General features: G+C 72.2%; 23 protein-coding genes. 18 read left to right on the top strand and 5 right to left on the bottom strand.

Annotated features, from left to right (window positions below; translation table 11 throughout):
* Positions 1-2 precede the first annotated feature (2 nt).
* The 7 genes from V6N00_RS15440 to V6N00_RS15410 all read left to right on the top strand — a co-directional run bounded on the left by V6N00_RS15440 (position 3) and on the right by V6N00_RS15410 (position 7,377).
* The gene (locus V6N00_RS15440; RefSeq protein ID WP_334233707.1) at positions 3-1,076 is read left to right on the top strand and encodes an aldo/keto reductase; all 1,074 of its coding nucleotides are present in this window, start codon (positions 3-5) and stop codon (positions 1,074-1,076) included.
* A 103-nt stretch (positions 1,077-1,179) separates the two neighbouring features.
* On the top strand, positions 1,180-2,211 hold the full coding sequence (gene argC, locus V6N00_RS15435) for an N-acetyl-gamma-glutamyl-phosphate reductase (protein WP_334233705.1): 1,032 nt from the start codon (positions 1,180-1,182) through the stop codon (positions 2,209-2,211).
* On the top strand, positions 2,208-3,392 hold the full coding sequence (gene argJ / locus V6N00_RS15430) for a bifunctional glutamate N-acetyltransferase/amino-acid acetyltransferase ArgJ (RefSeq protein ID WP_334233703.1): 1,185 nt from the start codon (positions 2,208-2,210) through the stop codon (positions 3,390-3,392). The genes argC and argJ overlap by 4 nt, the downstream gene beginning before the upstream one ends.
* Positions 3,393-3,519: 127 nt before the next feature.
* Positions 3,520-4,431 (top strand): acetylglutamate kinase, encoded by a 912-nt coding sequence (gene argB, locus V6N00_RS15425; RefSeq protein ID WP_334233879.1) that lies wholly within the window; start codon positions 3,520-3,522, stop codon positions 4,429-4,431.
* A gap of 59 nt (positions 4,432-4,490) precedes the next feature.
* A complete protein-coding gene (locus V6N00_RS15420) occupies positions 4,491-5,837 on the top strand; it encodes an acetylornithine transaminase (protein WP_416385101.1) in 1,347 nt (448 codons plus the stop codon).
* 2 nt (positions 5,838-5,839) lie between these two features.
* Positions 5,840-6,856 (top strand): ornithine carbamoyltransferase, encoded by a 1,017-nt coding sequence (argF, locus tag V6N00_RS15415; protein WP_334233701.1) that lies wholly within the window; start codon positions 5,840-5,842, stop codon positions 6,854-6,856.
* Positions 6,853-7,377 (top strand): arginine repressor, encoded by a 525-nt coding sequence (locus V6N00_RS15410; protein WP_334233699.1) that lies wholly within the window; start codon positions 6,853-6,855, stop codon positions 7,375-7,377. Before argF ends, V6N00_RS15410 begins: the two co-directional genes overlap by 4 nt.
* 10 nt (positions 7,378-7,387) lie before the next feature.
* Here the strand turns inward: V6N00_RS15410 and V6N00_RS15405 are convergent, their stop codons facing one another.
* A complete protein-coding gene (locus tag V6N00_RS15405) occupies positions 7,388-7,888 on the bottom strand; it encodes an ankyrin repeat domain-containing protein (RefSeq protein WP_334233697.1) in 501 nt (166 codons plus the stop codon).
* A 215-nt stretch (positions 7,889-8,103) separates the two neighbouring features.
* On the opposite strand from V6N00_RS15405, the gene V6N00_RS15400 reads away from it, so the two are divergent.
* The 3 genes from V6N00_RS15400 to V6N00_RS15390 are packed head-to-tail and all read left to right on the top strand — an operon-like array spanning position 8,104 to position 11,263.
* The gene (locus V6N00_RS15400; protein ID WP_334233695.1) at positions 8,104-9,408 is read left to right on the top strand and encodes an ABC transporter substrate-binding protein; all 1,305 of its coding nucleotides are present in this window, start codon (positions 8,104-8,106) and stop codon (positions 9,406-9,408) included.
* Entirely contained in the window at positions 9,405-10,346 is a 942-nt protein-coding gene (locus tag V6N00_RS15395; protein ID WP_334233693.1) for a carbohydrate ABC transporter permease, read from the top strand. The genes V6N00_RS15400 and V6N00_RS15395 overlap by 4 nt, the downstream gene beginning before the upstream one ends.
* Positions 10,343-11,263 (top strand): carbohydrate ABC transporter permease, encoded by a 921-nt coding sequence (locus V6N00_RS15390; protein ID WP_334233691.1) that lies wholly within the window; start codon positions 10,343-10,345, stop codon positions 11,261-11,263. The genes V6N00_RS15395 and V6N00_RS15390 overlap by 4 nt, the downstream gene beginning before the upstream one ends.
* 116 nt (positions 11,264-11,379) lie before the next feature.
* Here V6N00_RS15390 and V6N00_RS15385 read toward each other — a convergent pair whose 3' ends face one another.
* The gene (locus V6N00_RS15385; RefSeq protein WP_334233689.1) at positions 11,380-12,183 is read right to left on the bottom strand and encodes a hypothetical protein; all 804 of its coding nucleotides are present in this window, start codon (positions 12,181-12,183) and stop codon (positions 11,380-11,382) included.
* Positions 12,184-12,383: 200 nt separating this feature from the next.
* Between V6N00_RS15385 and V6N00_RS15380 the strand changes: the two genes are divergently transcribed.
* Both V6N00_RS15380 and V6N00_RS15375 read left to right on the top strand, forming a co-directional pair.
* The gene (locus V6N00_RS15380) at positions 12,384-13,883 is read left to right on the top strand and encodes a long-chain-fatty-acid--CoA ligase (protein ID WP_334233687.1); all 1,500 of its coding nucleotides are present in this window, start codon (positions 12,384-12,386) and stop codon (positions 13,881-13,883) included.
* Positions 13,884-14,047: 164 nt separating this feature from the next.
* Positions 14,048-14,605: a DUF2867 domain-containing protein gene (locus V6N00_RS15375; RefSeq protein WP_334233685.1), complete on the top strand. Its 558-nt coding sequence runs from the start codon at positions 14,048-14,050 to the stop codon at positions 14,603-14,605.
* 137 nt (positions 14,606-14,742) lie between these two features.
* Here the strand turns inward: V6N00_RS15375 and V6N00_RS15370 are convergent, their stop codons facing one another.
* A complete protein-coding gene (locus V6N00_RS15370) occupies positions 14,743-15,249 on the bottom strand; it encodes a 2'-5' RNA ligase family protein (RefSeq protein ID WP_334233875.1) in 507 nt (168 codons plus the stop codon).
* A 48-nt stretch (positions 15,250-15,297) separates the two neighbouring features.
* Complete coding sequence (locus V6N00_RS15365) at positions 15,298-16,782, bottom strand: cryptochrome/photolyase family protein (RefSeq protein ID WP_334233683.1); 1,485 nt, start codon at positions 16,780-16,782, stop codon at positions 15,298-15,300.
* A gap of 112 nt (positions 16,783-16,894) precedes the next feature.
* Between V6N00_RS15365 and V6N00_RS15360 the strand changes: the two genes are divergently transcribed.
* Entirely contained in the window at positions 16,895-18,175 is a 1,281-nt protein-coding gene (locus tag V6N00_RS15360; protein ID WP_334233681.1) for an argininosuccinate synthase, read from the top strand.
* The gene (gene argH / locus V6N00_RS15355; RefSeq protein ID WP_334233680.1) at positions 18,168-19,634 is read left to right on the top strand and encodes an argininosuccinate lyase; all 1,467 of its coding nucleotides are present in this window, start codon (positions 18,168-18,170) and stop codon (positions 19,632-19,634) included. The genes V6N00_RS15360 and argH overlap by 8 nt, the downstream gene beginning before the upstream one ends.
* Before the next feature lie 90 nt (positions 19,635-19,724).
* Here argH and V6N00_RS15350 read toward each other — a convergent pair whose 3' ends face one another.
* Positions 19,725-20,654 carry a DNA-3-methyladenine glycosylase family protein gene (locus tag V6N00_RS15350; protein ID WP_334233678.1) on the bottom strand — a complete coding sequence of 310 codons (930 nt, stop codon included), beginning with the start codon at positions 20,652-20,654 and terminating at the stop codon, positions 19,725-19,727.
* A gap of 68 nt (positions 20,655-20,722) precedes the next feature.
* On the opposite strand from V6N00_RS15350, the gene V6N00_RS15345 reads away from it, so the two are divergent.
* From V6N00_RS15345 to tyrS, 4 genes are all read left to right on the top strand, one after another.
* Positions 20,723-21,436 carry a DNA-3-methyladenine glycosylase gene (locus tag V6N00_RS15345; protein WP_334233677.1) on the top strand — a complete coding sequence of 238 codons (714 nt, stop codon included), beginning with the start codon at positions 20,723-20,725 and terminating at the stop codon, positions 21,434-21,436.
* A 58-nt stretch (positions 21,437-21,494) separates the two neighbouring features.
* Positions 21,495-22,058, top strand: a complete 564-nt coding sequence (locus tag V6N00_RS15340) for an adenine phosphoribosyltransferase (RefSeq protein WP_334233676.1) — start codon at positions 21,495-21,497, stop codon at positions 22,056-22,058.
* Positions 22,059-22,276: 218 nt separating this feature from the next.
* Entirely contained in the window at positions 22,277-24,604 is a 2,328-nt protein-coding gene (locus V6N00_RS15335; protein ID WP_334233674.1) for a HelD family protein, read from the top strand.
* A gap of 13 nt (positions 24,605-24,617) precedes the next feature.
* Complete coding sequence (gene tyrS / locus V6N00_RS15330) at positions 24,618-26,009, top strand: tyrosine--tRNA ligase (protein ID WP_334233672.1); 1,392 nt, start codon at positions 24,618-24,620, stop codon at positions 26,007-26,009.
* Positions 26,010-26,737 lie beyond the last annotated feature (728 nt).

Here is a 26,737-nt window from a genome sequence, read left to right as displayed (position 1 = left end):
CCATGGAGTACACGCGACTGGGCAGTTCCGGCCTCTACGTCTCCCGCCTGGCGCTGGGCACGATCCCGTTCGGCACCGGCGGCGGCATGGAGCAGATCGACGGCGTCGACGGCAAGGACGCGGAACGGCAGCTCGACACCGCGCTCGAGCACGGGGTGAACTTCCTCGACACCGCCAACATCTACTCGGGCGGGGACGCGGAGCGCGTGCTCGGCGAGGTGCTCGGCAAGCGCCGCGACCGATTCGTGCTGACCTCGAAGGCGCGCACCGCGACCGGGGACGGACCGAACGACTCCGGCGCCGGCCGCTACCACCTCACCCGCGCGGTCGAGGAGAGCCTCTCCCGGCTCAAGACCGACCACCTCGACCTGCTCTACCTGCACCAGTGGGACGGGCAGACGCCGATCATCGAGACCATCGCCACGGCGAACGAGCTGATCCGGGCCGGCAAGATCCGGTACTGGGGCGTCTCCAACTACAACGGCTGGCAGCTCGCCAAGACCGTGTACGAGGCGCAGCTGGCCGGCCTCGAGGGCCCGATCTCGCACCAGACCTACTACACGCCCGAGGCGCGCGAGGTCGAGTACGAGATCATCCCCGCCGCCCGCGACCTCGGGCTGGCGACGTTCGGGTGGAGCCCACTGGGGGAGGGGCTGCTCAGCGGCCGCGTGCGGCGGGGGCAGCAGACGCCGCCGGACACCCGGCAGGGAACCGACTGGCCCGAGCCGCACGTCGTCGACCAGGAGCGCGCCTTCGACCTGATCGACCTCTTCGACGAGATCGCGCAGGGACTGGGCTGGTCGATCCCGCAGGTGGTGATCTCCTGGATCCTCACGCGGCCGGGCGTCAACGGCACCGTCATCGCGGCGCGACGCCACGAGCACCTCGTCGAGGATCTCGAGGCCGCGGAGCTGACCCTGCCGGACGACGCGCGGGACCGGATCACCGCCGCGTCCCAGCTGCCCGCCTACTACCCGGTGTGGCACCGGCTGCTCAACGGCCAGGACCGACCCGAACCCGCCGAGGCCGAGTTCTATGCCGAGCACCAGCGGGCCCTCGACGCGGACGGATCCTGATCCGCCGCCCCGACCCGGGCGTCGACGACCGGGTCGGGGTCGCGCCGGACGACAATGCATAACTATCCTGCCCAGTGCATAAGTTTCCTGTATGCTGGAGGGCATGAGCTTCTCCGTCGCCGTCTCGGGAGCCACCGGTTACGCCGGTGGTGAGGTCCTCCGCCTGCTTGCGGGACACCCCGAGGCCCGCATCGGCGCGGTCACCGCGCACAGCAGTGCCGGCGTCCGGCTCGGCGCGGTCGCCCCGCACCTGCACGGCCTGGCCGACCGCATCGTGGAGGAGACGACGGTCGAGAACCTGACCGGGCACGACGTCGTCGTCCTCGCGCTGCCGCACGGCGCGAGCGGCCCTGTTGCCGCCCAGCTTCCGGCCGAGACCCTCATCATCGACGCCGGGGCAGACCACCGGCTCATCGATCCGGCCGCCTGGGAGCAGTTCTACGGCAGCGAGCACGCCGGCAGCTGGCCCTACGGCCTGCCCGAGCTGCCCGGCGCGCGGGACCGGCTGCGCGGCGCGAAGCGGATCGCCGTGCCCGGCTGCTATCCGACGAGTTCGCTGCTCGCCCTGACGCCGGGATTCGACGCCGGCCTGCTCGAGCCGGACGACGTCGTCATCGTGGCCGCCTCCGGGACGTCCGGGGCGGGCAAGTCGCCCAAGCCGCACCTGCTCGGCGCCGAGGTGATGGGCTCGATGAGTCCCTACGGCGTCGGGGGCGGGCACCGGCACACGCCCGAGATCGAACAGGGCCTCACGGCCGCCGCCGGGACCCCCGTGCAGATCTCCTTCACACCGACGCTCGCGCCCATGCCGCGCGGCATCCTCACGACCGCCACGGCCCGGCTCGCGGACGGTGTCGACGCCGCCGCCGTGCGGGACGCGTGGGACGCCTACTACGCCGACGAGCCCTTCGTCCACCTGCTGCCCGAGGGGCAGTGGCCCACCACGGGCTCGGTGATCGGTTCCAACCACGCCGTCCTCCAGCTGGCCGTCGACCCCCACGCCGGCCGCGTCGTCGTGTGCTGCGCGATCGACAACCTCACCAAGGGCACCGCCGGCGGCGCCATCCAGTCCATGAACCTCGCCCTCGGCCTCCCCGAGACCCTGGGCCTCGACCTCCAGGGAGTCGCCCCGTGACCAGCGTCGATTCCGACGCCACCGATCTCGGCGTCACCACCCCGGCCGGGTTCCGTGCCGCGGGCGTGACCGCCGGGCTGAAGGCTTCCGGCAAGCCCGACGTCGCGCTCGTCGTCAACGACGGCCCGAGCCACGCGGCCGCCGCGGTGTTCACGTCCAACCGCGTCGCCGCCGCGCCCGTGCTCTGGTCCCGGCAGGTCGCCTCGGACGGTCGCGCCGACGCCGTGCTGGTCAACTCGGGCGGCGCCAACGCGTGCACCGGCCCCGAGGGGTTCGCCAACACCCACACGAGTGCCGAGCAGGTCGCGACCGCGCTGGGCATCGGTGCCGGCGACGTCCTGGTCTGCTCGACCGGGCTGATCGGGGAGCAGCTGCCGATGCCGCAGCTGGCCGCCGGGGTCACCACCGCGGTCGCGGCGCTGAGCGACGACGGCGGAGCCGACGCCGCGGAGGCGATCATGACGACGGACACCGTCGCCAAGCAGGCCGGGCACGTCAGCGCCGACGGCTGGTCGATCGGCGGGATGGCCAAGGGTGCCGGCATGCTCGCCCCCGGGCTGGCCACGATGCTCGTCGTCATCACCACGGACGCCGACCTGCCCGCCGACGCGCTCGACGCCGCGCTGAAGGCCGCCACGCGCGTCACCTTCGACCGGGCCGACTCGGACGGCTGCATGTCGACCAACGATACGGTCGCCCTGCTCGCCTCCGGGGCCAGCGGTGTCACGCCCGAACCGGAGACCTTCACCGCGGCCCTCACCGAGGTGTGCGCGACGCTGGCGCGGGCGCTGATCGCCGACGCCGAGGGCGCCAGCCACGAGATCGCGGTCCGCACGGTGAACGCCGCCACCGAGGACGACGCCGTCGAGGTCAGCCGTGCCGTCGCCCGCTCCAACCTGTTCAAGACGGCGATCTTCGGGCAGGACCCGAACTGGGGCCGCGTGCTCTCCGCCGTGGGCACGACGAGCGCGGCCTTCGAACCGGGTGACCTGAACGTGGCGATCAACGGGGTGCAGGTGTGCCGCAACTGCGGGATCGGTGAGCCGCGGGAGGCCGTCGACCTCTCGGGCCGGCACGTCGACGTCGAGATCGATCTCGGTGCCGGCAGCGCGACGGCGACCATCCTGACGAACGACCTCACCCACGACTACGTGCACGAGAACAGTGCCTACTCCAGCTGAGGACGCCGTGACCGACCCGACCACCCAGGCCCCGACACCCGGCACGCCGGCGCCCGCCGGCGCAGCTCCGGTCGACGCAGCTCCCGCCGGCGCCGTCCCCGACAGCGCGGCGGCCAAGGCGGCCACCCTGATCGAGGCCCTGCCCTGGATCCAGCGGTTCGCCGGGGCCCGCGTCGTGCTCAAGTACGGCGGGAACGCAATGGTCGACGACGAGCTGCGCCGCGCCTTCGCGGCCGACGTCGTGTTCCTCGCGCACGTCGGGCTCAAGCCGGTCGTGGTGCACGGCGGCGGTCCCCAGATCAACGCCATGCTCTCCGCCCTCGGCATCGAGTCCGAGTTCCGCGGCGGCCTGCGCGTGACCACCGAGGAGGCCATGGACGTCGTCCGGATGGTGCTCACCGGCCAGGTCGGCCGCGAACTGGTCGGCCTGATCAACCAGCACGGGCCGTACGCGGTCGGCATGTCCGGGGAGGACGCGGGCACCCTGACCGCCACGCGCACCGGCGCCCTCGTCGACGGGGAGGAGGTCGATCTCGGCCTCGTCGGCGAGGTCTCCACCGTGCACCCGGCGAACATCGAGAGCCTGCTCGCGGCCGGCCGCATCCCGGTCATCTCATCGGTCGCGCCCGAGGTGGACGCCGACGGCAACCCGACCGGCCAGGTGCTCAACGTCAACGCGGACACGGCCGCGGCGGCCGTCGCGGTCGCGCTCGGCGCCGAGAAGCTCGTCATGCTCACCGACGTCGAGGGTCTGTACGCTGACTGGCCGGACCGCTCCTCCCTCATCTCGCAGCTGTCCGCGGACCGCCTGCGCGCCATGCTGCCGGACCTGCAGTCCGGCATGATCCCGAAGATGGCGGCCGCGCTGGCTGCGGTCGACGGCGGCGTCCCGGCCGCGCACGTCGTCGACGGCCGCAACCCGCACAGCATGCTGCTGGAGATCTTCACCGACGAGGGCATCGGCACGCTCGTGACCGCCGCTGAACCCGACCCCGAGAACGCCACCCCGAGCATCCCGACTCAGAAGGGCACGCCGTGACCACGTCATCCACCCCAGCGACGGGTGCGGACCCACGTCGGACCGGCCTGCCCGCCGAGATCGCCGGCGACCTGAGCCCGAGCGCGTCCTCCCCGGCCACCGGTGAGTCGACCGGCGCCGCGTGGCTCGAGCGCTACACCGGGTCCCTGCTCAACGTCTTCGGCACCCCGCAGCGGGTGCTCGTGCGCGGCTCGGGCAGCCGGGTGTGGGACGCCGACGGCGGCGAGTACCTCGACCTGCTCGGCGGCATCGCCGTCAACGTCCTCGGCCACGCCCACCCGCTGCTGACCAGCGTCGTCGCCAGCCAGCAGGCCACGCTCGGGCACATCTCCAACTTCTTCACGAGCCCCACGCAGGTGGCCCTCGCCGAGCGGCTGCTCGCCCTGGCCGGTGCCCCGGAGGGCTCCCGCGTGTTCTTCGCGAACTCCGGCACCGAGGCTGTCGAGGCGGCGCTGAAGCTCGCCCGCCGCGCCGGCAACTCCGCGGATCCGGTCCGGCCCACCGTCGTCGCCCTCGAACAGGGCTTCCACGGACGCACCATGGGCGCGCTCAGCCTCACCCACAAGGCCGCCTACCGCGAGCCGTTCGCCCCGCTGCCCGGCGGCGTCACCCACATCCCCGCCGGGGACCTCGCTGCCCTGCGCGCCGCGATCACCGACGAGACCGCGGCGCTCGTGCTCGAGCCCATCCAGGGCGAGGCCGGGGTGCTGCCGCTGCCGCCCGGCTACCTGCGGGAGGCCCGTCGGCTGACCCTGGAGGCCGGGGCGCTGCTCATCATCGACGAGGTGCAGACCGGCGTCGGGCGCACCGGCCGCTGGTTCGCGTTCCAGCACGAGCCGGACTTCATGCCCGACGCCGTGACGCTGGCCAAGGGCCTCGGTGGCGGGTTCCCGATCGGCGCCCTGATCACCTTCGGCCCGGCCGTCTCGGACCTGCTCGGCCCCGGCCAGCACGGGAGCACCTTCGGCGGCAACCCCGTGGCCACGGCCGCGGGCCTGGCCACGCTGCACGTGATCGAGTCCGACGACCTCCTCGGCAACGCCGCCCGGATGGGGGAGCGCCTGCGCGCGGGCCTCGCCGCCGTCCCCGGCGTCACGGAGGTGCGCGGCCGCGGGCTGCTCATCGGCTTCGACCTGGACGCCGACACGCCGGACGGAACGGGCGCCGGCCTCGCGCCCGCCGTCGTCACCGCCGCCCTCGAGGCCGGCTTCATCATCAACGCCCCGGGCCCGCGCACCATCCGGCTCGCCCCGGCGCTGCTGCTGACCGCCGAGGAGGCCGACAGTTTCGTCGCCGCGCTTCCCGGCCTCCTCGACGCCGCGCGCGCCGCGATCGCCGGCACCGCATCCTCCGCCGGTACCGCTTCCTCCACCGGCACAGGCCGGACCGAACCCGCCCAGGAGTAGACATGACCCGGCACTTCCTCACCGACCTGGACCTCAGCCCCGCCGAGCAGGCCGAGGTGCTCGACCTCGCGGCGGCCATGAAGGCCGACCGGTACGGGTACCGCACCTACGCCGGCCCCGCCGGTGCGGGCACCGCGGCGTCGAAGACGGTCGCCGTCATCTTCGACAAGACGTCGACCCGCACGCGCGTCTCCTTCGCCGCCGGCATCGCGGACCTGGGTGGCAACCCGCTGATCATCAACCCGGGCGAGTCGCAGATCGGGCACAAGGAGTCCGTGGCGGACACCGCGCGGGTGCTCGAACGGATGGTGCACACCATCGTGTGGCGCACGTACGCGCAGGCCGGCCTCGAGGAGATGGCCCGGTACAGCGCGGTGCCCGTGATCAACGCCCTGAGCGACGACTACCACCCGTGCCAGCTGCTCGCCGACCTGCTCACCGTCCGCGAGCACCACGGCCGGACCGCCGGACTGACCCTGGCCTACCTGGGCGACGCCGCGAACAACATGGCGAACTCCTACCTGCTGGCCGGGGTGACGGCCGGGATGCACATGCGCGTCGCCGGCCCGGACGGCTACCTGCCGGGCGAGGCCGTCGTCGCCGCCGCCCGCGAGCGGGCGCAGGCCACCGGCGGCTCCGTGCTCGTGACGACGTCCGCGGCCGAGGCGCTCGACGGCGCCGACGTGCTGGCGACCGACACCTGGGTGTCGATGGGCCAGGAGGACGAGAAGGCCGACCGGGCCGACGTGTTCCGGCCGTACGCGATCGATGAGGCCGCCCTCGCGACGGCGGCGCCGGGCGCCATCGTGCTGCACTGCCTGCCGGCCTACCGCGGGTACGAGATCAGCGCCGGCGTCATCGACGGGCCCCAGTCGGTCGTGTGGGACGAGGCGGAGAACCGGCTGCACGCCCAGAAGGCGATCATGCACTGGCTGATGGTGCAGTCAGGCCTGCTCGAGGCCACGTCACCGGCGGCACCCGCGGCGCCAGCGTCGCGAGCCGACGAGGTGGGCGCGTGAGCGCGGCACCGGACGGGGCCCGATCCCGCCCCACCACGAAGACGGCCCGGCAGGCGCGCATCGCCGCGCTGCTCGAGGGGTCGGCCGTGCGCTCGCAGGCCGAGCTCGCGCAGCGCCTGGCCGACGACGGCCTCGCCGTCACCCAGGCCACCCTGTCGCGGGACCTCGTCGAGCTCGGCGCGGTGCGGGTGCGCGGGGCGGACGGCGGTCTGGTCTATGCGGTGCCGGCCGTCGGCGCGGACCGCACGCCCCGCAGCGACGTCAACCAGGAACTGCTCGACGCGCGGCTGGCGCGCCTGTGCGAGGAACTGCTCGTCACCGCGGAGGCGTCCGCGAACCTCGTCGTGCTGCGCACCCCGCCCGGGGCCGCCCAGTTCCTCGCCTCGGCGATCGACCACTCGGTGCTGCCGGCGGTGCTCGGCACGATCGCCGGGGACGACACGGTGCTGCTGGTGTGCCGGGAGCCCGACGGCGGTCCGGACCTCGCCGCGCGGTTTCTCGCGCTCGCCTCGGACGGCTGACGCCGCTCGTTCAGTCGGCGGTCTCGGTCGTCCGACCGCCGCCCTGCCCGGTCTGTCCGGTCGTCTGGTCGCCTGCGCCGCGCAGCAGCTCCGCCATCGCGGGTAGCTGGAAGTACTCGGCGACGGAGACGGGTGTCTGCCGGCCCCCGTGCGGGTCCGCGCCGGCGCCGAGCAGCGCCCGCACGATCGTCTCGTTCTGCCGGAACACGGCGGCCGCCAGCGCCGTCTGCCCCATGTCGTTGACCCGCTCCGTCTCGGCGTCGCGCGCCAGCAGGGCCGCCACCGTGTCGGCGTGCTGGTGGTAGGCCGCCAGGATGAGCAATGTGTCGCCCTTGCCGTTGGTCAGGTTGACCGGCAGGCCGGCGTCCAGGAACGCGGCCAGCCGCTCGGTCCCGCCGTCGCGCGCCAGGTCGAACATCGAGTTGAGCAGCTCGAGATCCTGATCCGTCAGCTCGGCACTGGTCTGATCGGCACCGTCCGTGGCCGGGGTCGCGTCGCGTGTCTCGTCCATCCGGCCATTGTCCCATCGACGTCGGCCGTGCCCGGACCCGCCTGCAGCCGGCCGACCCCACCTCCTCCCGCCACCCGCTCCACGCCGTCCGCGGTGCCGGCCGTGCCGTGAGCGCCGTCGTCGGGCATACTGACCGTGTGCTGATATCTCGATTTCCGTGAGATCAGCGCGCGGGCGGCGTCGACGACGCCTGCCGGCCCACGACAGGAGCGTTCATGCAGCTGACCCGACGCCGTTTCCTCCAGGCGGCCGGCGCGGCCGCCGCGTCGCTGACGGCGGCCGGCTGCGGTTTCGTCCCGCAGAGCAGCGGGTCCGCCGCCGACGCCGACACGCTGACCTTCACCACCTGGGGCACCGACGCCGAGCTCGCCGGCTTCCGGTCGGCGATCGCCGGGTTCGAGCAGGCCTATCCCGGTCGGCACGTGGCTCTGAACTCGGTGCCCTACGAGCAGATGTTCACCAACATCGACGCGCAGCTGCAGGCCGGCAATCCGCCGGACCTGTTCCGGGTGCCCTACTACTCCTTCGGTGCCTACGCGGCGCGCGGCCAGTTGCTCGACCTCAGCCGCTCGCTCAACGCCGGGGTGGGGGACCGCTTCACCGCGACGGCGTGGGCGGCGGTGCAGGCGCAGGGCCGCCCGTTCGGCGTCCCGCACCACACCGACACCTCCGCCCTGCTCGTCAACACCGCGATGCTGCGCAGGGCGGGTATCACCTCGATCCCGCGCACCCCCGCCGAGGCGTGGACGTGGGACCAGCTCGCCGACGTCGCCGGCCGGCTGCGCCGCTCGCTGCCCGCCGACCGGTACCCCTTCGCCTACAACTGGCAGGGCAACGGCGTCACGCGCTGGCTCAGCCTGCTCTTCCAGTCCGACGGCGCCTTCCTCGGCCCGGATCAGCGGACACCGGCCATCGACTCCGCCGCCGGCCGGGACGCGGTCGCCTTCGCCCAGCGGTTCTTCACCGAACGGTGGGTGCCGGCCAACGACTCGATCAAGTCGTCGACCTACGCGGTGGACTCCTGGTACGCGGGCACGGTCGCCATGGTCTGGTCCGGCGCGTTCCAGATCCCCGACGCCGCGAAGACCCTCGACTTCGACTGGACGGCCGCCGTCGCCCCACGCCGCGCACGCGGAGGCAGCGACTTCGGCGGCAACGCCCTCGTCGCCACGGCACAGACGACCAAGCCCGACCTGGCGGCCTCGTTCCTCGACTACATCACCCGGAAGGACCAGATGCAGGAGTTCTGCTCCCGGGCCTCGCTGCTGCCCACCCGCCGGGACCTCGTCGACGGCGGCCTGCGCTTCGCCGTCCGGCCCGAGCTCACCCCCACCTTCGTCGGCCAGGCGGGAGTCATCCAGCCGCAGGACGTCGCCCAGGTGGCCAGCCCCGACATGGCGAAGATCATCACCGTCCTCAAGGACGGCCTCGAGGACGCCTTCGTCGGCGGCCGATCACCCGACGAGACGGTCCGCACCCTGGCCCAGGGCATCGCCGCGGCCACGGGAGGGAACGCATGAGTCAGGACCTGACGACCACCCTGCCACCGGTCCGGGCGGACGGACCCGCGCGGAACCGGAAGGCGAAGCGCCACCGTTCCGAGGCGACGGCGGCCTACGCGCTCATCGCGCCCAACATGGTGCTGCTCGCGATCTTCGTGCTCGTCCCCCTCGTCGGGGCATTCGTGTTGAGTTTTCAGCGGACCAACGGCTTCGGCTCCGCCGACTGGGTCGGGCTCGAGAACTACGGCCGGCTCGTCGGGGACCCCCTGTTCTGGCGGGCGCTGGGCAACACCGTCCTGTTCACGGTGATCGTCACTCCGGTGTCCATGGCGCTCGGTCTGCTCGCGGCCGTCCTGCTGAACTCGGTGCTGCCGGCACGCGGGCTGTTCCGGTCCGTCCTCATCACCCCGATGGCGGTCTCCGGAGTGGCGACCGCGCTCATCGGCGTCCTCGTCTTCGACCAGAACTCGGGCATCCTCGACAAGATCCTGCGGGCCCTGGGGCTGCCGGGGGCGCAGTGGCAGTCCAGCCCGACGGCGGCCTTCGCCTCCGTCGTCCTGGTCACCATCTGGTGGCGGGTCGGCTTCAACATGCTCATCTACCTGGCCGGCCTGCAGGGCATCGGGACGGCCCTGCCGGAGGCTGCGACGATCGACGGCGCCAACGCCTGGCAGCGCTTCCGCAACGTCACCGTGCCACTGCTGGGGCCGTCGTCGTTCTTCCTGGTCGTTCTCAACGTCATCTACTCGTTCCAGGTGTTCGACATCGTGTTCGTGCTCACCGGCGGAGGGCCGCGCAACGCGACCTCGGTGCTCGTCACCTACGCCTACGACAACGGGTTCGTCACCCGGGACCAGGGGTACGCCGCGGCCATCGGGATGGTCCTGCTGCTGCTCGCCGTCGTCTTCACCGCCGCACAGTGGCGCGGCAGCCGCACCCGGGAGCTGACCGAATGAGCACCGCCGCCCGCACCACCACGACCGCTCCCGGCGACGCCGTCGTCACCGATCACAGCCGGCAGGACCGCGTGTCCCGTCCCGCCCCCTCCCGCAGCCGACGCCGCCGCGCGGGCACGGCCGCACGGACCGTCGCTGCCGTCGTCGTGTCCCTGCTCGTCATCGCCCCGCTGTACTGGATGCTCGTGGTGGCGCTCTCGCCGCGCTCCGAGCTGCTCGGCAGTGAGCTGCGGCTGTGGCCGCGAGCCTTGACGTGGGACAACGTCGAGCGCGTCTTCTCGTCGTTCCCGGTGATCGAATGGCTCGGCAACTCGGCGGCCATCTCCCTGTCGGTGGCGATCCTGACGACGGCGGTCAACCTGCTCGCCGGCTACGCCTTCGCACATCTGCGCTTCCGCGGCTCGACCGTGCTGTTCTTCGTCGCGCTGGCGACCCTGACGATCCCGGTGCAGGTCATCATGGTGTCCCTGTTCCGCATCGTCACCGGCCTGCACCTGTACGGGACGTACTGGGCGGTGATCCTGCCGAGCGCCGCGTCCGCGTTCGGCCTGTTCCTGGCCCGCCAGTCGCTGCTCGGGGTGCCCCGCGAGCTGGTCGAGGCGGCGCGACTCGACGGGGCGACCCACCTGCAGGTGTTCACCCGCGTCGTGCTGCCGATGTCGCGGCCCCTCGTGGCGGTGCTGTTCTTCATGAGCCTGCTGCAGTCGTGGAACGAGTTCGCGTGGCCGCTCATCGCGCTGCGGGAGAACCGCCTGTTCACGCTGCCCATCGGCCTGCTATACCTGCAGGGGCAGTTCAACGCCGACTACGGCGCCACGATGGCGTTCGCCCTGATCGACGTGGTGCCGATCGTCGTCGTCTTCCTGCTGTTCCAGCGCTTCTTCGTCCAGGGGTTCGCGCGCAGTGGCATCCGCTGACGGTCATCCCGGCTCGCCGACGTCAGCACCGACCGCGGACGCCGACGGGCGGACCGGCCGGAGCCGATCCGCCCGTCGGACGGGGTGATCCGCGTGCACCCGGCACGCGGACGCGCTCAGCCCTGACCGGGCGCGGCGACGATCTCGGAGGCGGCGGGGGCCACGGCCTTGGGCGCGGAGTTCCACTGGTCGAAGCGGACGTCCTCGGTGCTGCGGGTCCCGGTGCTGGCCTTCGTGCCGGCGACGCGCAGCGGGTACGGCTCGCCCTCGGCGGCCACCCACAGGGAGCTCGAGCTCGTGCCGTCGAAGCCGGTGATCTTCCAGGCCTTCGTGCCGTCCAGGTCCGCGGCGGCCACGGTGCCCTTGGCCAGCTGCGCGGACGTCGGGTCGTTCTTGAAGGTGTCGTCCGCGATGTTCTTGATGCCGACCTCACCCAGCGACGACATCCGCGACGCCGGCAGAGCGACCCACTTGCCCACCAGCTTGCTCGCCGTCGCCGTCGGTGCGCCGACGGCCTTCCAGTACGTCGCGTCGCCCTTGAGGTAGCCCTTCGCGCCGATGATGCGCACCTGCGCCTTCCCCTTGGTCGGGGACGTGATGGCGAGGGTGGCGTTGGTGCCGGCCTGGTTGCCGGTGACCTCGTAGGTCTCCTTGGAGCCGCCCGTGTCGGTCGCGGTGACGTGCGCGCTGGTCGCCGACTTCACGGCGGCCTTCATCTTGGGGTACAGCGCGGCGGCGGTCGGCGTCTCCGGCGTGGCCGAGGCGCTCGCCGACGTGGCGTTCGCGGCCTGCGCGGAGGACGCGCCGCCGCTGGCCGCGGCCGAGCTGGTCGAGGTGCTGGACTGGCCTCCACACCCGGCGAGACCCAGGGCGGCGGCGAGCGCCAGCCCCGTGACCGTGATCGAGAACTTCCTGTTCATGACATACCCCCTGCGTGAACGGTGCGATCAGGCCTCCCTGTCGGACGACCCGCATGCGACCCTAACAGCGCGTCTTCACAGCTGACGCACAGTGACGCCGGTGCGTCGGCGGCGCGCGGTGGTCCCTCACGGTTACCGGCCGGTATTGTGACCTGCACTACAGGACAGCGTCGCCGGCTCAGGGCCGACGAGAACGGACGATGATGACCAACCTTGCCTCGATCCTGCTCGACTCGGCGGCCGAGCACGCCGACGCCACCGCGCTCAAGCTCGACGACACCGTGCTGACGTACGCGGCACTCGAGCGGCTCTCCGGGGCCGTCGCCGCGCAGCTGACCGCGGACGGCGTGCAGCCCGGGGATCGGGTGGCCCTGATCAGCCCCAACGTGCCGCAGATGCCCGTCGTCTACTACGGGATCCTGCGCGCCGGCGCCGTCGTCGTCCCCCTCAACCCGCTGCTGACCGCGCGGGAGATCGAGTACCACCTGACCAACTCCGGCGCGGAACGCGTGTGGGTGTGGGAGGGCATGGCCGACGCCGCCCGGGCCGCCGCCGAGGCCACCGGGGCGTCCCTCACCGTGATCGACTCGGGCCCGTTCCTCCAGTCCCTCGCCACGACGGAGCCGACGCCGGGCCTGGTGGAGCGCGACGACCAGGACACCGCTGTCATCCTCTACACGTCCGGCACGACGGGGCGCCCCAAGGGCGCAGAGCTGACGCACGCCAACCTGCGCAGGAACGCGATCATGTCCACGGGCCTCTTCGCGCTCGGCGCCGGCGACGTGCTCTTCGGCGGGCTGCCGTTCTTCCACGTCTTCGGCCAGACCAGCGCGCTGAACGCGGCGATCGCGCAGGGCGGGGCCATCACCCTGCTGCCGCGATTCGATCCGGCCGCCGCGAAGCGGATCATCGAGCGGGACAAGGTCACCATCTTCCTCGGCGTGCCGACCATGTACATCGCGCTGCTGCGCGACCCGAGCCCGGTCGACGCCTCCAGCCTGCGGGTGGCCGTCTCCGGCGGCGCGCCGCTGCCGGTCGAGGTGCTCCACGAGTTCGAGCGCGTCTACAAGGCGACGCTGCTCGAGGGCTACGGGCTCTCCGAGACGTCCCCGGCGGTCTCCTTCAACCAGCTCGACGCCATCCGCAAGCCCGGCTCGATCGGCACCCCGGTGCCGGACGCGCAGCTGCGCGTGGACGACGGCGACGGCGGGGAGGCGGCCGACGACGCCGTCGGCGAGCTGCTCGTCGCCGGGCCGTTCGTGATGAAGGGCTACTGGAAGAATCCGGAGGCGACCGAGGCCGCGATCGTCGACGGCTGGTTCCACACCGGTGACCTGGCCCGGCGCGACGCCGACGGCGTGTACTTCATCGTCGACCGGAAGAAGGACATGATCCTGCGCGGCGGGTACAACGTCTACCCGCGTGAGGTCGAGGAGGTGCTCTACGAGCACCCGGCGGTGGCCGAGGCCGCCGTCATCGGCATCCCGCACGACCTGAACGGGCAGGAGATCGCCGCCGTCGTCGCGCTCAAGGCCGAGCACCAGGACGACGACCGCGAGGCGCTGACCGAGGAGCTGACGGCGTGGGCGAAGGAGCGACTGGCCGCCTACAAGTACCCGCGGCGGATCGCGTTCGTCGACGCACTCCCGAAGGGCCCGACCGGCAAGATCCTCAAGCGGGAGATCAGCATCGACGCGTGAGGCGGTCGTCATGAGGCTCGTGACGGCGCTCGGACTGGTCGCTGCCCGGTCCCGCGACGCGCGGCTGTCGTCCGGGATCGGGCGTGCGGTCCCGTGCGTGCCCGGCGCGTCCCGGGATCGGCTCCGGGCCTGGCGCCTCGGCGTCGCGTCATGACGGCGGCGTCGTGACGCTGGGGGAGCGCAGGTCGCGGTCCGTCCGTGCGGACGCGGCACGGACGTGGTCCGTCGTCGAGGGCGTCGGCGGGCCTGCCGGCTGGTATGCCTTCACGCGGCTGTGGGCCTTCCGCGCGGCGCTGGACCGGCTGGTCGGCGGTCCCGGCATGCGCGGCCGGCCGTCCCGCCCGCTGCGGGTCGGCGACGTCGTCGACTTCTGGGTCGTGGAGGCGGTCGAGCCTTGCCGGTCCCTGACGCTACGCGCGCAGATGCGGATGCCCGGGACCGCCCGGATGACGCTGACGGTGACGCCCGCGGGCTCCGGTCGGTCCTCCGGTTCCGACGCGGGCCCGCGCACGGCGTCGACCGGCTCGGCGTCGACAGACTCCGCTCCGACACCCTCCGCGACGACGGACTCCCCGTCGCCAGGGTCCGTGCTCGAGCAGGTGATCACCTTCGAGCCGCGCGGCGTCGCAGGCCTGGCCTACTGGTACGGGCAGCTGCCCGCGCACCGCGTCGTCTTCGCGGCGATGCACCGGGCCATGGTCCGCGCGGCCGAGCGCGGCTGACGCTCGCCGTCACACGGCCCGAGCGCCGCGGTGGGTCCACCGACGTCCCTGTCCAGCGCACCGAGATGTCATTCCGCGTCGCTGTCGGCGGCGAATGACGACGTCGATCGACATCTCGGTGAGCCTCACCGAGCCTGTCACCCCGCCAGCGGCGTCACCGTGCGGTGCTCGGGATTCCACCGGCGCAGGCCGGCCAGCGTCGGGGCGACGTCGGGCACCGTCCGCAGCACCGCCAGCGCCGTCCCCACCTGACCGGGGTCGAGCCGTCGGCACAGCGTCACATGCGGCACCCAGGCCCGATGCGGATCGGCCGCGACGTCGACGGCGTCCTCGTGCAGGCCGTGCACGACGTCGGTGAGCGCCCGGTCCACCTCGACCAGCCGGGCCAGCACGAGTCGGCGGTTCCCGAACAGCACGAGCCCGCCCCACCGCACCGGGAGGGGGAGCAGCGGCCCCAGCGAGGCGGTGGCCGCGGCCTGCAGGACATCCGGCACGGATGTGGCCGCGAGGACCGTCACGTGCGGCCGGTTGCTCGCCGACCGGTGCGCACCCGCGGACGGCAGCCCGGCGGCCAGCAGGGCGTCCCAGTCGGCCCGGACGGCGTCGTCGGACACATCGTCCAGGGTGAACTCGATCGAGTGCATCGCCACGAATATTCTCAGTCCTCCATCCGCCTCAGTCCTCCATCCGACTCAGTCCGCCAGATAGGGCGCCGCGCGCTCGCGGTGAGCGGCGAGCGTGGCGTCGTCCATCCCCTCCAGGTGCCGCAGCACCATCTGGGAGCGGTGGTTGGACGCGAACGTGTCCCGGTGGTCGGCGACGAACGTCCAGTACAACCCGTCCCAGTCCTTCCGCCAGTCACCGGGCCCGAAGTCGGACATCGTCGTCAGGTAGTGGCTGCCGGAGACGTAGGGCTTCGTGGTGATGGCCCCGCCCGCGGCGTACTGGCTCATGGCGTGCACGTTGGGGACCATCACCCAGTCGTACGCGTCGATGTACAGGGCCATGAACCACTCGTACACGTCGAGGGGGTCCGTGCGCAGCAGGCACATGGCGTTGCCGACCACCATGAGCCGCTCGATGTGGTGCGACCAGGCACGCTCGAGCACGCCGCCGATGACGTGGTCCACCGGGTCCAGCCCGGTCTCGCCCGTCCACCAGCCGTGATCGAGCGAACGGGTGTGCCCGAGGACGTTGGAGGTGCGCATCCGCCGGCCCCAGCGCCGGTACGTCGCGCGCATGTACTCGCGCCACCCGATCAGCTGCCGGACGAAGCCCTCGAGGGAGGCGAGCGGCACGGCGTCGTCGGCACCCGCCTCGAGCACCCGGTCGAGCACGTCCGCCGGGTCGAGCAGGCCGGTGTTCAGCCCCGGGCTCATGGCCGCGTGGTAGAGATAAGGGTGGGCGCGTGCGATGGCGTCCTCGTACGGGCCGAACAGCGCCAGCCGCTCGTCGAGGAACTCGGTCAGCATCGCATCGGCCTCGTCGTGGCTGGTCGGCCAGGCGAAGGCCTCGGCGTCACCGGGCGCGTCGGGGAACTCCTCGGCGACCCACGCGATCGCGGCGGTGACCGCCGGGTGCCGTTCCGGCCAGGTGACGCGCGGGACGACGTGCCCGCGGGGGAGCTTCTTCCGGTTCTCCGGGTCGAAGGACCACTTCCCGCCGACGGGGTCCTCGCCCTGCACGAGGACGTCGAGCCGGCGCCGCTGCCACGTGTAGAACGCCGACATGCGGGCCCGGTGGCCGCCGGCGAACCAGTCGTCGATCTGCTTCCGCGTGGTGAGGAAGTTCGGGGTCTCCAGCACGTCGTCGGGCCCGAGCGTGTACCCGGCATCGGCCAGGGAGGTCACACAGGAGCGGGAGAGGAAGTCGTCGACGACGTCGTACACGCTCACCCGGGACGGCCCGAGCGCGCGGATCCGTTCGGCCAGGCGAGCTTCCGTGGGGGAGTCCGCGTCGGTGCGCAGCGTCTCGACGTCGAACCCCGCGTCCCGCAGCCGATCGGCGAATCGGTCCATGCTGGCGCGGTGCAGCACGAGCTTCTGCGCGTGGAACGGCAGCTGCCGGAAGTAGAGGTCGTCCTCGACGAGGAGCATGATCGTGCCGTGCTCGGCGTCCAGGTGCGCGGTGAACAACTGGTGAGGGTAGATCAGCCGTACGTGCGGTCCGGAGCCCATCGCCTCATCCTAGGAGAGGGCACCGACAGCGGCCCGAAGCCTGGAATGCATAAATCCTCATAGCACTGTATAGTTTTGCAGGAACGTGCATCAGCATCAGGAGGAGAGTTCAGTGAGCGAGCGGATCGTGCTGGCCTATTCGGGCGGCCTCGACACCTCGGTGGCCATCGGCTGGATCGCCGAGGCGACGGGCAGCGAGGTGATCGCCGTGGCGGTCGACGTCGGACAGGGCGGGGAGTCCCTGGAGACCGTCCGCCAGCGTGCGCTGGACTGCGGTGCGGTCGAGGCCTACGTCGCCGACGCGCGCGACGAGTTCGCGCAGGACTACTGCATGCCGGCGCTGAAGGCGAACTCCCTCTACATGGACGCCTACCCGCTGGTCTCGGCGCTGTCCCGGCCCGTCATCGTCAAGCACCTCGTCGCCGCTGCCCGCCAGTTCGGCGCCTCGACGGTGGCGCACGGCTGCACCGGCAAGGGCAACGACCAGGTGCGCTTCGAGGTCGGCATCCAGACCCTCGGCCCGGACCTGACCTGCATCGCGCCCGTCCGTGACCTCGCGCTGACCCGCGACAAGGCCATCGACTTCGCCGAGCGGAACAACCTGCCGATCGAGACGACGAAGAAGAACCCGTTCTCGATCGACCAGAACGTCTGGGGCCGCGCCGTGGAGACCGGCTTCCTCGAGGACATCTGGAACCAGCCCACCAAGGACGTCTACAGCTACACCGACGATCCGGCCTTCCCGCCGGTCGCCGACGTCGTGGAGATCTCCTTCCGGGCCGGCGTGCCCGTGGCGCTCGACGGTGTGGCCGTCACCCCGCTGCAGGCCATCGAGGAGCTCAACCGGCGGGCCGGCGCCCAGGGTGTGGGCCGCATCGACATCGTCGAGGACCGGCTGGTCGGCATCAAGAGCCGCGAGATCTACGAGGCGCCCGGGGCGATGGCGCTGATCGCCGCGCACCGCGAGCTGGAGAACGTCACCATCGAGCGGGAGCAGGCCCGGTTCAAGAAGACCGTGGGCCAGCGGTGGACCGAGCTGGTCTACGACGGCCAGTGGTTCTCCCCGCTCAAGCACTCGCTCGACGCCTTCATCGACGACACCCAGACGTACGTCAACGGCGACATCCGGCTCGAGCTGCACGGCGGCCGGGCGACGGTGCTGGGCCGCCGGTCGGACACCTCGCTGTACGACTTCTCGCTGGCCACCTACGACACCGGCGACGCGTTCGACCAGTCCAGCGCCCGCGGCTTCATCGACATCTACGGCCTGTCCGCGAAGGTCGCCTCGGAGCGCGAGCAGCGCGTCGGCGGCAGCCCGGACCTGTCCGCGGTGCCGACGCTGAACAAGGCGGATGCCGCCGGCATCGCGACGGACACGACCGGCGATGCCTGATCCGGTGACGCCCGGGCCGGCTGGACCCGGGACTCCGGGAAGCGCGCGACACGGCACCAACACGGGCGCGCTGTGGGGCGGCCGGTTCTCCGGCGGCCCCGCGGACGCCCTCGCGGCGCTGAGCAAGTCCACCGACTTCGACTGGCGGCTCGCCCACCACGACATCGCCGGCTCCCGGGCCCACGCCCGCGTGCTGCACACGGCGGGCCTGCTGGACGAGGACGAACTGGCGCGGATGCTGGCGGGCCTGGACCAGCTGGACGCCGACGTCGCCTCCGGGGCCTATGTCGCCGCGGAGTCCGACGAGGACGTGCACGGGTCGCTCGAGCGGGGCCTGATCGAGCGGGTCGGGCCGGAGCTCGGTGGCAAGCTGCGCGCCGGCCGGTCCCGCAACGACCAGATCGCCACCCTCGGCCGGATGTACCTGCGGGAGGCGGCCGCCTCCATCGCGACCGGGGTGCTCGCCACGATCGACGCGCTCGTCGGCCAGGCGCAGGCGCATCCCGACGCGGCGATGCCCGGCCGGACGCACCTGCAGCACGCGCAGCCGGTGCTGCTCGCGCACCACCTGCTCGCCCACGCCTGGGCGCTGCTGCGCGACGTGCAACGGCTGATCGACTGGGACGCGCGGGCCGCCGTCAGCCCCTACGGTTCCGGCGCGCTCGCCGGCTCGTCGCTGGGGCTGGACCCGAACGCCGTCGCCGCCGAGCTGGGCTTCGCTTCCGCGGTGCACAACTCGATCGACGGCACCGCGTCCCGCGACGTGTACGCCGAGTTCGCGTGGGTCACCGCCATGATCGGCGTCGACCTGTCGCGGATCAGCGAGGAGGTCATCCTCTGGGCGACCAAGGAGTTCGGCTTCGTCACGCTCGACGACGCCTACTCGACCGGCTCGTCGATCATGCCGCAGAAGAAGAATCCGGACGTGGCCGAGCTCGCGCGCGGCAAGGCCGGCCGCCTGATCGGGGACCTGACCGGGCTGCTCGCGACGCTCAAGGGGCTGCCGTTGGCGTACAACCGGGACCTGCAGGAGGACAAGGAGCCGGTGTTCGACGCCGTCGACACCCTCGAGCTCCTGTTGCCGGCCGTGTCCGGGATGATCGCCACCCTGACGTTCCACACCGACCGGATGGCCGACCTCGCCCCGCAGGGGTTCGCGCTGGCCACCGACGTCGCCGAGTGGTTGGTGCGCGCGGGTGTTCCCTTCCGGGAGGCGCACGAGCTCTCCGGTGAGGCCGTCAAGCTGGCCGAGTCCCGCGGCGTCGAGCTGTGGGACCTCTCCGACGAGGACTACGCCGGCATCTCGGACCGCTTCACCCCCGACGTGCGCGGCGTCCTCTCGACCGAGGGATCGCTGACCAGCCGGTCCAGCCAGGGTGGCACCGCCCCCGTGGCGGTCGCGGCGCAGCTGGAGGCCCTGACGGCCCAGCTCGACGCGGTCCGCGGCTTCGCCGGCTGACTGCCTCATCCTGCCGTCGGCACCGACGTCGGCCCAGCCTCTGTCGACGAGCTGGCGGTGTTTCGGGGCGCGGTGTTTCCGGGGACGGCGTCAGGAGGCGGACGGTGCGAGGTGCGCCTGCCATGCGTGCAGCACCGCCCACGAGCGCCACGGCGCCCACGCCCGCGCCATCGCGGTGACGGCGGCGGGGCTCAGCCGAGCCGGGGCGCCGGCCAGCCGGGTCAGCCCGGCCCGGACGGCGAGGTCGCCGGGCAGGAACACGTCCGGGTCGCCGAGCCAGCGCAGCGCCACGTAGCCGACCGTCCAGGGCCCGATGCCGGGCAGCGGCAGCAGCATCGCGGCCAGGTCCGCGGTCGTGGCCGCCTGCCGCAGGTCCAGGTCGCCGCCGGCGATCCGTTCGGCGCTGGTGACCACGGAGTCGATCCGCCGTCCTGGTCCGCGCAGCACCGTCCGGCCGTGCTCGGCGACCACGGCCGCGTCGGGGAAGAACCGGTCGATGCCCTCGGCGGGCAGCCGGGTGGCCGGCGCGTGCTCGGCCAGCCGGTGCAGGGCGGTCCGCGCGGCGGCCTCGGAGATCTGCTGGCCGATCATCGCGCGCAGCAGCATCTCGTGCGGTTCGACGCTGCCGCCGACCCGCAGCCCCGGACGCCGGCGGACGGACGGGCCGAGCACCGGGTCGTCGGCGAGCGCCGCGTCTGGCAGCCGGGGGTCGGCGTCGAGGCTGAGCAGGTGCCGGGCCGCGGTGATCACGGTGTCGGCGTCGCGGACGTCCTCCAGCGTCGCCGACATCTGCACCCGGGCACCGTCCCACCACACCCGCATGAGCGCGTGCCCGTGGGAGCAGTCCATCGACCGCTGGTAGCTGCGCTCGTCGGCGACCTCGACGCCGGCGATCCGCCGCTGGGCGAGGAACGCGAACACGGCCGGGTCGAAGGGCCCGGCGACGGGCAGCTCGGTCTCGATCTGCATCGGCTTCGTGGGCACGGGGTCCGAGGGCTCGGGCACGAGGTCGGCGGTCACCGGAACATCCTGCCAGCCTCCGGACGTGACGCCCGGTCCGTCCGAGCCGTCCCGGTAACGTGGCCGGCATGCCCGAGGACCTGCTGAGCTTCCTGACGGCGCACGACGCGCTCGCCGTCGCGCCCGCGCTGCTCGGCGGCACCCTGACCAGTACCACCGACGCGGGCACCGTCACCGTCCGCATCACGGAGACGGAGGCGTACCTGGGCCAGCGCGACTCCGCCGCACCGGACCCCGGTGCCCACTCCTTCCGCGGCCGCACCGCCCGCAACGCCGTCCTCTTCGGCCCCGCCGGTCATCTGTACGTGTACTTCACCTACGGCATGCACCACTGCGCCAACGTCGTGTGCAGCGTCGACGGGGTCGCGACGGGGGTCCTGCTGCGTGGGGGAGAGGTGGTCGAGGGCCTCGACCTCGCCCGGCAGCGTCGCGACGCCCGCACCGGCGGCGGCGACCGTCCGGCGCTGGACCGGGACCTCGCCCGCGGGCCGGCACGACTGGCGCGGGCCCTCGGCCTGCACCTGCGGGACAACGGCGTCCCGCTCGCCGCCGGCGTCGTGGACCCCCGCGAGACGTCCGACGAGGCGCCCGACCCGGTTCGTTCCGTCCGGCTGCAGCTGCCGAAGGTCCCCGCCGACGACGACGCCGTCAGCACGGGCCCGCGCGTCGGCGTCAGCGGCCCCGGCGGCAGCACCGACTATCCCTGGCGTTACTGGCTGACCGGCGATCCCACGGTGTCCCCCTACCGGCCCGCGGTGAAGCGCCGCCGGGCCGCGTCGTGACCGGTCCCGCCGGAGCCCGAGTACGGCCCGGGCCTGCGGCGCCCGTATCGTTGAGGGAGTGAACACACCCCCGAGTACGCCCGCCAGCACGCCTGCCAGGGAATCGGTCGACGAGCTGATCAATCGGCTGCTCGTCACGATCGAGGACTTCCCCGAGCCCGGCGTCCACTTCAAGGATCTGACCCCGGTCTTCGCCGACGGACCGGCCCTGCGCGCGGTCGTCGACGCCCTGGTCGAGCCGTTCGCCGGGACCTTCGACGCCGTCGCCGGCGTCGAGGCGCGCGGGTTCCTGCTGGCCGCGGCCGCCGCGTACGCCACGGGCACCGGCGTCGTCACCGTCCGCAAGGCCGGCAAGCTGCCGCGCGAGACCTACGCGACCGAGAGCCAGAGCGAGTACGGCAGCTCGACCCTCGAGCTGCACACCGACGACCTGCCCGCCGGTTCGCGCGTCCTCGTGCTCGACGACGTGCTCGCCACCGGCGGCACCCTCGCCTCGGCGGCGGAGCTGTTCAGCCGGGCCGGCATCAGCGTCGCCGGCTTCGGCGTCGTACTCGAACTGCCCGAGATGCGCGGCCGTCGCCGGCTCGGCGGACACCGGGTCCGCTCGCTCATCCGCGCCTGACGCCCGGCCCGGTCCTCCCGACCCGGCCACGGCGCGGGGACGACTCCCCGACACCGCTCCGCCGCACCCCGCAGCGGCGCGCCGGGGCCGTCCGTCGTCCCCCGATCGACCGGTTGTAGAATGGACAGTCCGTTGGGGGCGACCGTCACTGGTGCTCCGTTCGCGCCGGGTCGGCGCAGCGGCGCCGAAGTACGGTCCGAATTCGGGAGGATCGACGCGTGACTGATCGCGTGCAAGACCGGCACGACACCCTCGAGCGCGAGCTCGGACACGAGCGTGAGTACGTCGGGCAGCTCTACGCCCGGCTCGACGAGATGCGGGTGGAGAAGACCGAACAGCTCGCCCAGGTGCGGCGCACCGGCGCCGTCGGCTCGGCGCAGAACGTCTCCGAGCGCGACGCGTTCGCCACGCTCTACGAGGACCGCCTCGCGCAGCTCTACGCCGTCGAGGACCGCCTCGTGTTCGGTCGGCTGGACATGGACTCGGGCGAGGCCCGCTACATCGGCCGCATCGGCATGTCGACGGACGACCTGCAGCGGCTCATGGTCGACTGGCGCGCCCCCGAGGCCGGCACCTTCTACCAGGCCACGGCCTTCGACCGGCAGCACGTGCGTCGCCGCCGCCACCTGATGCTGCGCGGCCGCACCGTGCGCGCGCTCGAGGACGACGTGCTCGACCCCGGCATGCTCGGAGACGCCGGAGTCGTTCCCGGGGAGGGCGCCCTCCTCGCGGCCCTGAACGAGCGCCGCACCGGCCGGATGGGCGACATCGTCAGCACCATCCAGGCCGAGCAGGACGCCGTCATCCGCTCGCCGCTGCCCGGCGTGCTCGTCGTCCAGGGTGGTCCCGGCACGGGCAAGACGGCCGTCGCCCTGCACCGCGCCGCCTACCTCCTGTACAGCCACCGCGATCGGCTGGCCAAGTCCGGCGTGCTGCTCGTCGGGCCGTCCGACTCGTTCCTCACCTACATCGAACGGGTGCTGCCCTCCCTCGGCGAGACCGGCGTCATCATGACCAGCCCCGCCTCCCTGATCCCCGACCTGCACGCCGGGCCGGAGACGGACCAGACGGTCGCGCGGATCAAGGGCAGCCTGGTGATGGCCGACGTCGTCGCGGCCGCGGTGCGCAACCGCCAGCGGGTGCCCGCCGAGCCGCGCCGGCTCGACGTCAACGGCTTCACCCTCACCCTCACGCCGCGTCAGGTCGCCCGCGCCCGTGACCGGGCCCAGGCGACCGGCAAGCCCCACAACGAGGCCCGGCTGACGTTCGTCAAGATCATGCTGCGCGAGCTGACGGACCAGCTGACGCAGAAGGTCGAGGCGTCCTCGGGGAAGGAGTACACGGGGGAGCGGTCCTGGCTGGCCGAGGACGTGCGCACCTCCCGGGACGTCCGTGTCGCCCTGAACCTGTCCTGGATGCCGCTGACGGCGAAGAAGCTGGTCGACGAGCTGCTCAGCCGCCCCGAGCAGCTGGCGGCCGCGGCCGCCGGACTGCTGCCGGACGAGGACTGGCGCGCCCTGCTGCGCGAGCCCGGCGCCCCCTTCACCGAGGCGGACGTGCCGCTGCTCGACGAGGCCGCCGAACTGGTGGGCGACCTGGATGCCTCCGCGGGGCGCGACGCCGCCGCCCGGGATGCCGCCCGCACGCGGGACCTGGCCAACGCCGAGAAGGCGCTCGAGAACATGAACCAGACCCTCGCCGACGCCGGGGTGGACGGCATGCTCTCGGCCGAGGACGTCGTCGCGCACAACGCGGCCGCGGAAGCCGCGGTCACCACGTCCGAGCGTGCGCTCGCGGACCGCACGTGGGCGTTCGGCCACGTCATCGTCGACGAGGCGCAGGAACTGTCGCCGATGCAGTGGCGGCTGCTGATGCGCCGCTGCCCGCTGAAGTCCTTCACGATCGTCGGGGACATCGCCCAGACGTCGTCGGCGGCCGGTGCCACCTCGTGGGCGGAGGCGCTCGCCCCGTTCGTGGGCGACCGGTTCACCCTTCAGGAGCTGACCGTCAACTACCGCACGCCTGCGCAGATCGCCGAGGCGGCCGTGGCTGTCGCCCGGGCCACCGGCGCGCCGGTCTCCGAGCCGGAGGCCGTGCGCGTGGGGGACTGGCCCCCGCTGCTGCAGCCGGCCCGGCGGGCCGGGGAACTGCCGGGTGCCGTCGTCGCGGCCGTCGCGGAGGACGTCGACCTCGTGGACGGCGGGCTCGTCGCGGTGATCGCACCGTCCGGCCTCGTCCCGCGCCTGCGCTCCGCGCTGCAGGAGCGGTGGGGGAGCCGGATCGGCGGGGGTGCGGGGTCCGTCGACCAGAGCATCGTCGTGCTCGATCCCGTGGACGCCAAGGGGCTCGAGTTCGACGGCGTCGTCGTCGTCGAGCCGAAGCAGATCATGGCGGACGCCGGCGGGCGTCCCGGTGACCTGTACGTGGCGATGACCCGCCCCACCCAGCGGCTGCGGCTGATCAGCAGCTCCGGGTGGCCGGCCGGGCTCGAGGAGGCGGTGCGCGACGCCGAACGGGCGAACATCGATGAGCGGGATGCCGGCTGATAGCGTGGACGGCGTGTCCGTGACCGCCGCCTCATCTCCCGGCTCATCCGCCGATCCGTCCCCGTCGTCGACCGGACCGTCGCCGACCCCGCAGCGCAACGACGCGAGCTTCGACGGCATCTGGGAGGAACTGCGCTGGCGCGGCCTCGTCCAGGTCAGCACCGATGAGGCCGAGCTGCAGCGCGCGCTCGACGGTGAGCCCCTGACCTACTACTGCGGCTTCGACCCGACGGCTCCGTCACTGCACCTGGGCAACCTCGTCCAACTGCTGACGATGCGCCGGCTCCAGCTGGCCGGGCACCACCCGCTCGCCCTGGTCGGCGGCTCGACCGGACTGGTCGGGGACCCGCGCCCGTCGGCGGAGCGGACGATGAACACCAAGGAGACGGTGGCCGAATGGGTCGGCTACCTGCAGTCCCAGGTGCGGCGGTTCCTCGACTTCGAGGGCGAGAATCCGGCGCGGATGGTCAACAACCTGGACTGGACCGGGCCCATGAGCGTCATCGACTTCCTGCGGGACGTCGGCAAGCACTACCGGGTGGGCACGATGATCAAGAAGGAGATCGTCGCGTCGCGGCTGAACTCCGACGAGGGCATCAGCTACGCCGAGTTCAGCTACCAGATCCTGCAGGGCATGGACTACCTCGAGCTGCACCGGCAGTACGGCTGCTCGCTGCAGACCGGCGGCTCGGACCAGTGGGGGAACCTGACCAGCGGCACGGAGCTCGTCCGCAAGGTCGAGGGGCACGCCGTGCATGCCATCGGGACGCCGCTCATCACCAATGCCGACGGCACCAAGTTCGGCAAGAGCGAGGGCAACGCCATCTGGCTCGACGCCGCTATGTGTAGTCCGTACACCTTCTATCAGTTCTGGCTCAACCGGCTCGACGCCGACGTGGTCACGATGCTCAAGGTGTTCACCTTCCTGGACCGCGCCCGCATCGAGGAACTGGCCGTCGAGGTGACCGAGCGACCGCACCGGCGGGAAGCCCAGAAGGTTCTCGCCTGGGAGGTCACCTCCCTCGTGCACGGGATCGCCGCGACGGAAGCAGCCATCGCCGCGTCCGCCGCCGTGTTCGGCCAGGGGGATCTGGCCGCGATCGATGAACCCACGTGGCAGGCGGCGACGGCGGAGCTCCCGCGCGCCGGCGTCGAGAACGGTCGGCTCGGCATCGTCGACCTGCTGGTCGCGACGAAGCTGGTGGCCTCCAACTCGGAGGCCCGGCGCACCGTCGGCGACGGTGGGGCCTACGTCAACAACGTGAAGATCACCGACGTCGACCACGTCGTCGACCCGGCCGAGTTGCTGCACGGCCGCTACTTGCTGGTCCGTCGCGGCAAGCGGCACCAGGCCGTGGCCGAGGTCACGCGCGAGGACCAGCCGGCGGCACCGTCCGCCGGCTGACCGGCCGGGCGTGAACGAGGCGGCCACAACGGCGTGATCCGCGTGATCCCGGGGCCGATCGCCCGACGACACAACGACACGCCCGGGCGTCACGGCCGATTTGCGCGGCCTGACCGATCCGCGTAGTGTTCTTCGAGTCGCCTGCCGGGCAGCGCGGTCCAGACGGGGTCCAGAATCCCGCTCGGAACGGCTGGAGCAGGCACCACCCACACACGATCAACGGTTGATCGGGCTGCGCCCGCACGGGGATGGCTCGAACGGACCGGACATCGGCATGGGATTCAGGAGTTGATCATCGACTCGGATCCGCGAAAACAGCGGATTTGACAGATGGAAAGCGAATGAATAACTTTGGATGGCTGGGAAAATGCAGCGGAGAACGGTTCGAGAGAAACGAATTCGCAGATTCACCGGCAATCATTCGAAGGAGTCGTTCTTCAGGCTCGGATCCGCGAAAAACGCGGATTTGACAGATGAAGAAGCGATGAACTAGGTTTGAAGAGTTGGAAACGACGAGGAAAGCGATTCGAAAAGAATCGACGGAATCGATACGTGCCTGTTGTTTGAGAACTCAATAGTGTGTTGTTTTGTTTGTTGATGCCAGTTATTTACTGGTTGTGATGTCTGGCTGCCACCCCCGTGGTGGCTGGGTGTCATTGCCGGGATTGTTTTTTCGTTTTTTTGACGGAGAGTTTGATCCTGGCTCAGGACGAACGCTGGCGGCGTGC

Origin of the sequence: Tersicoccus mangrovi, assembly GCF_036881825.1 — a bacterium.
GTDB classification, from domain to species: Bacteria; Actinomycetota; Actinomycetes; order Actinomycetales; family Micrococcaceae; genus Tersicoccus; species Tersicoccus mangrovi.
The sequence above is the reverse complement of the archived record's forward strand: the minus strand, read 5'-3'. Positions and strand labels throughout refer to the sequence as shown.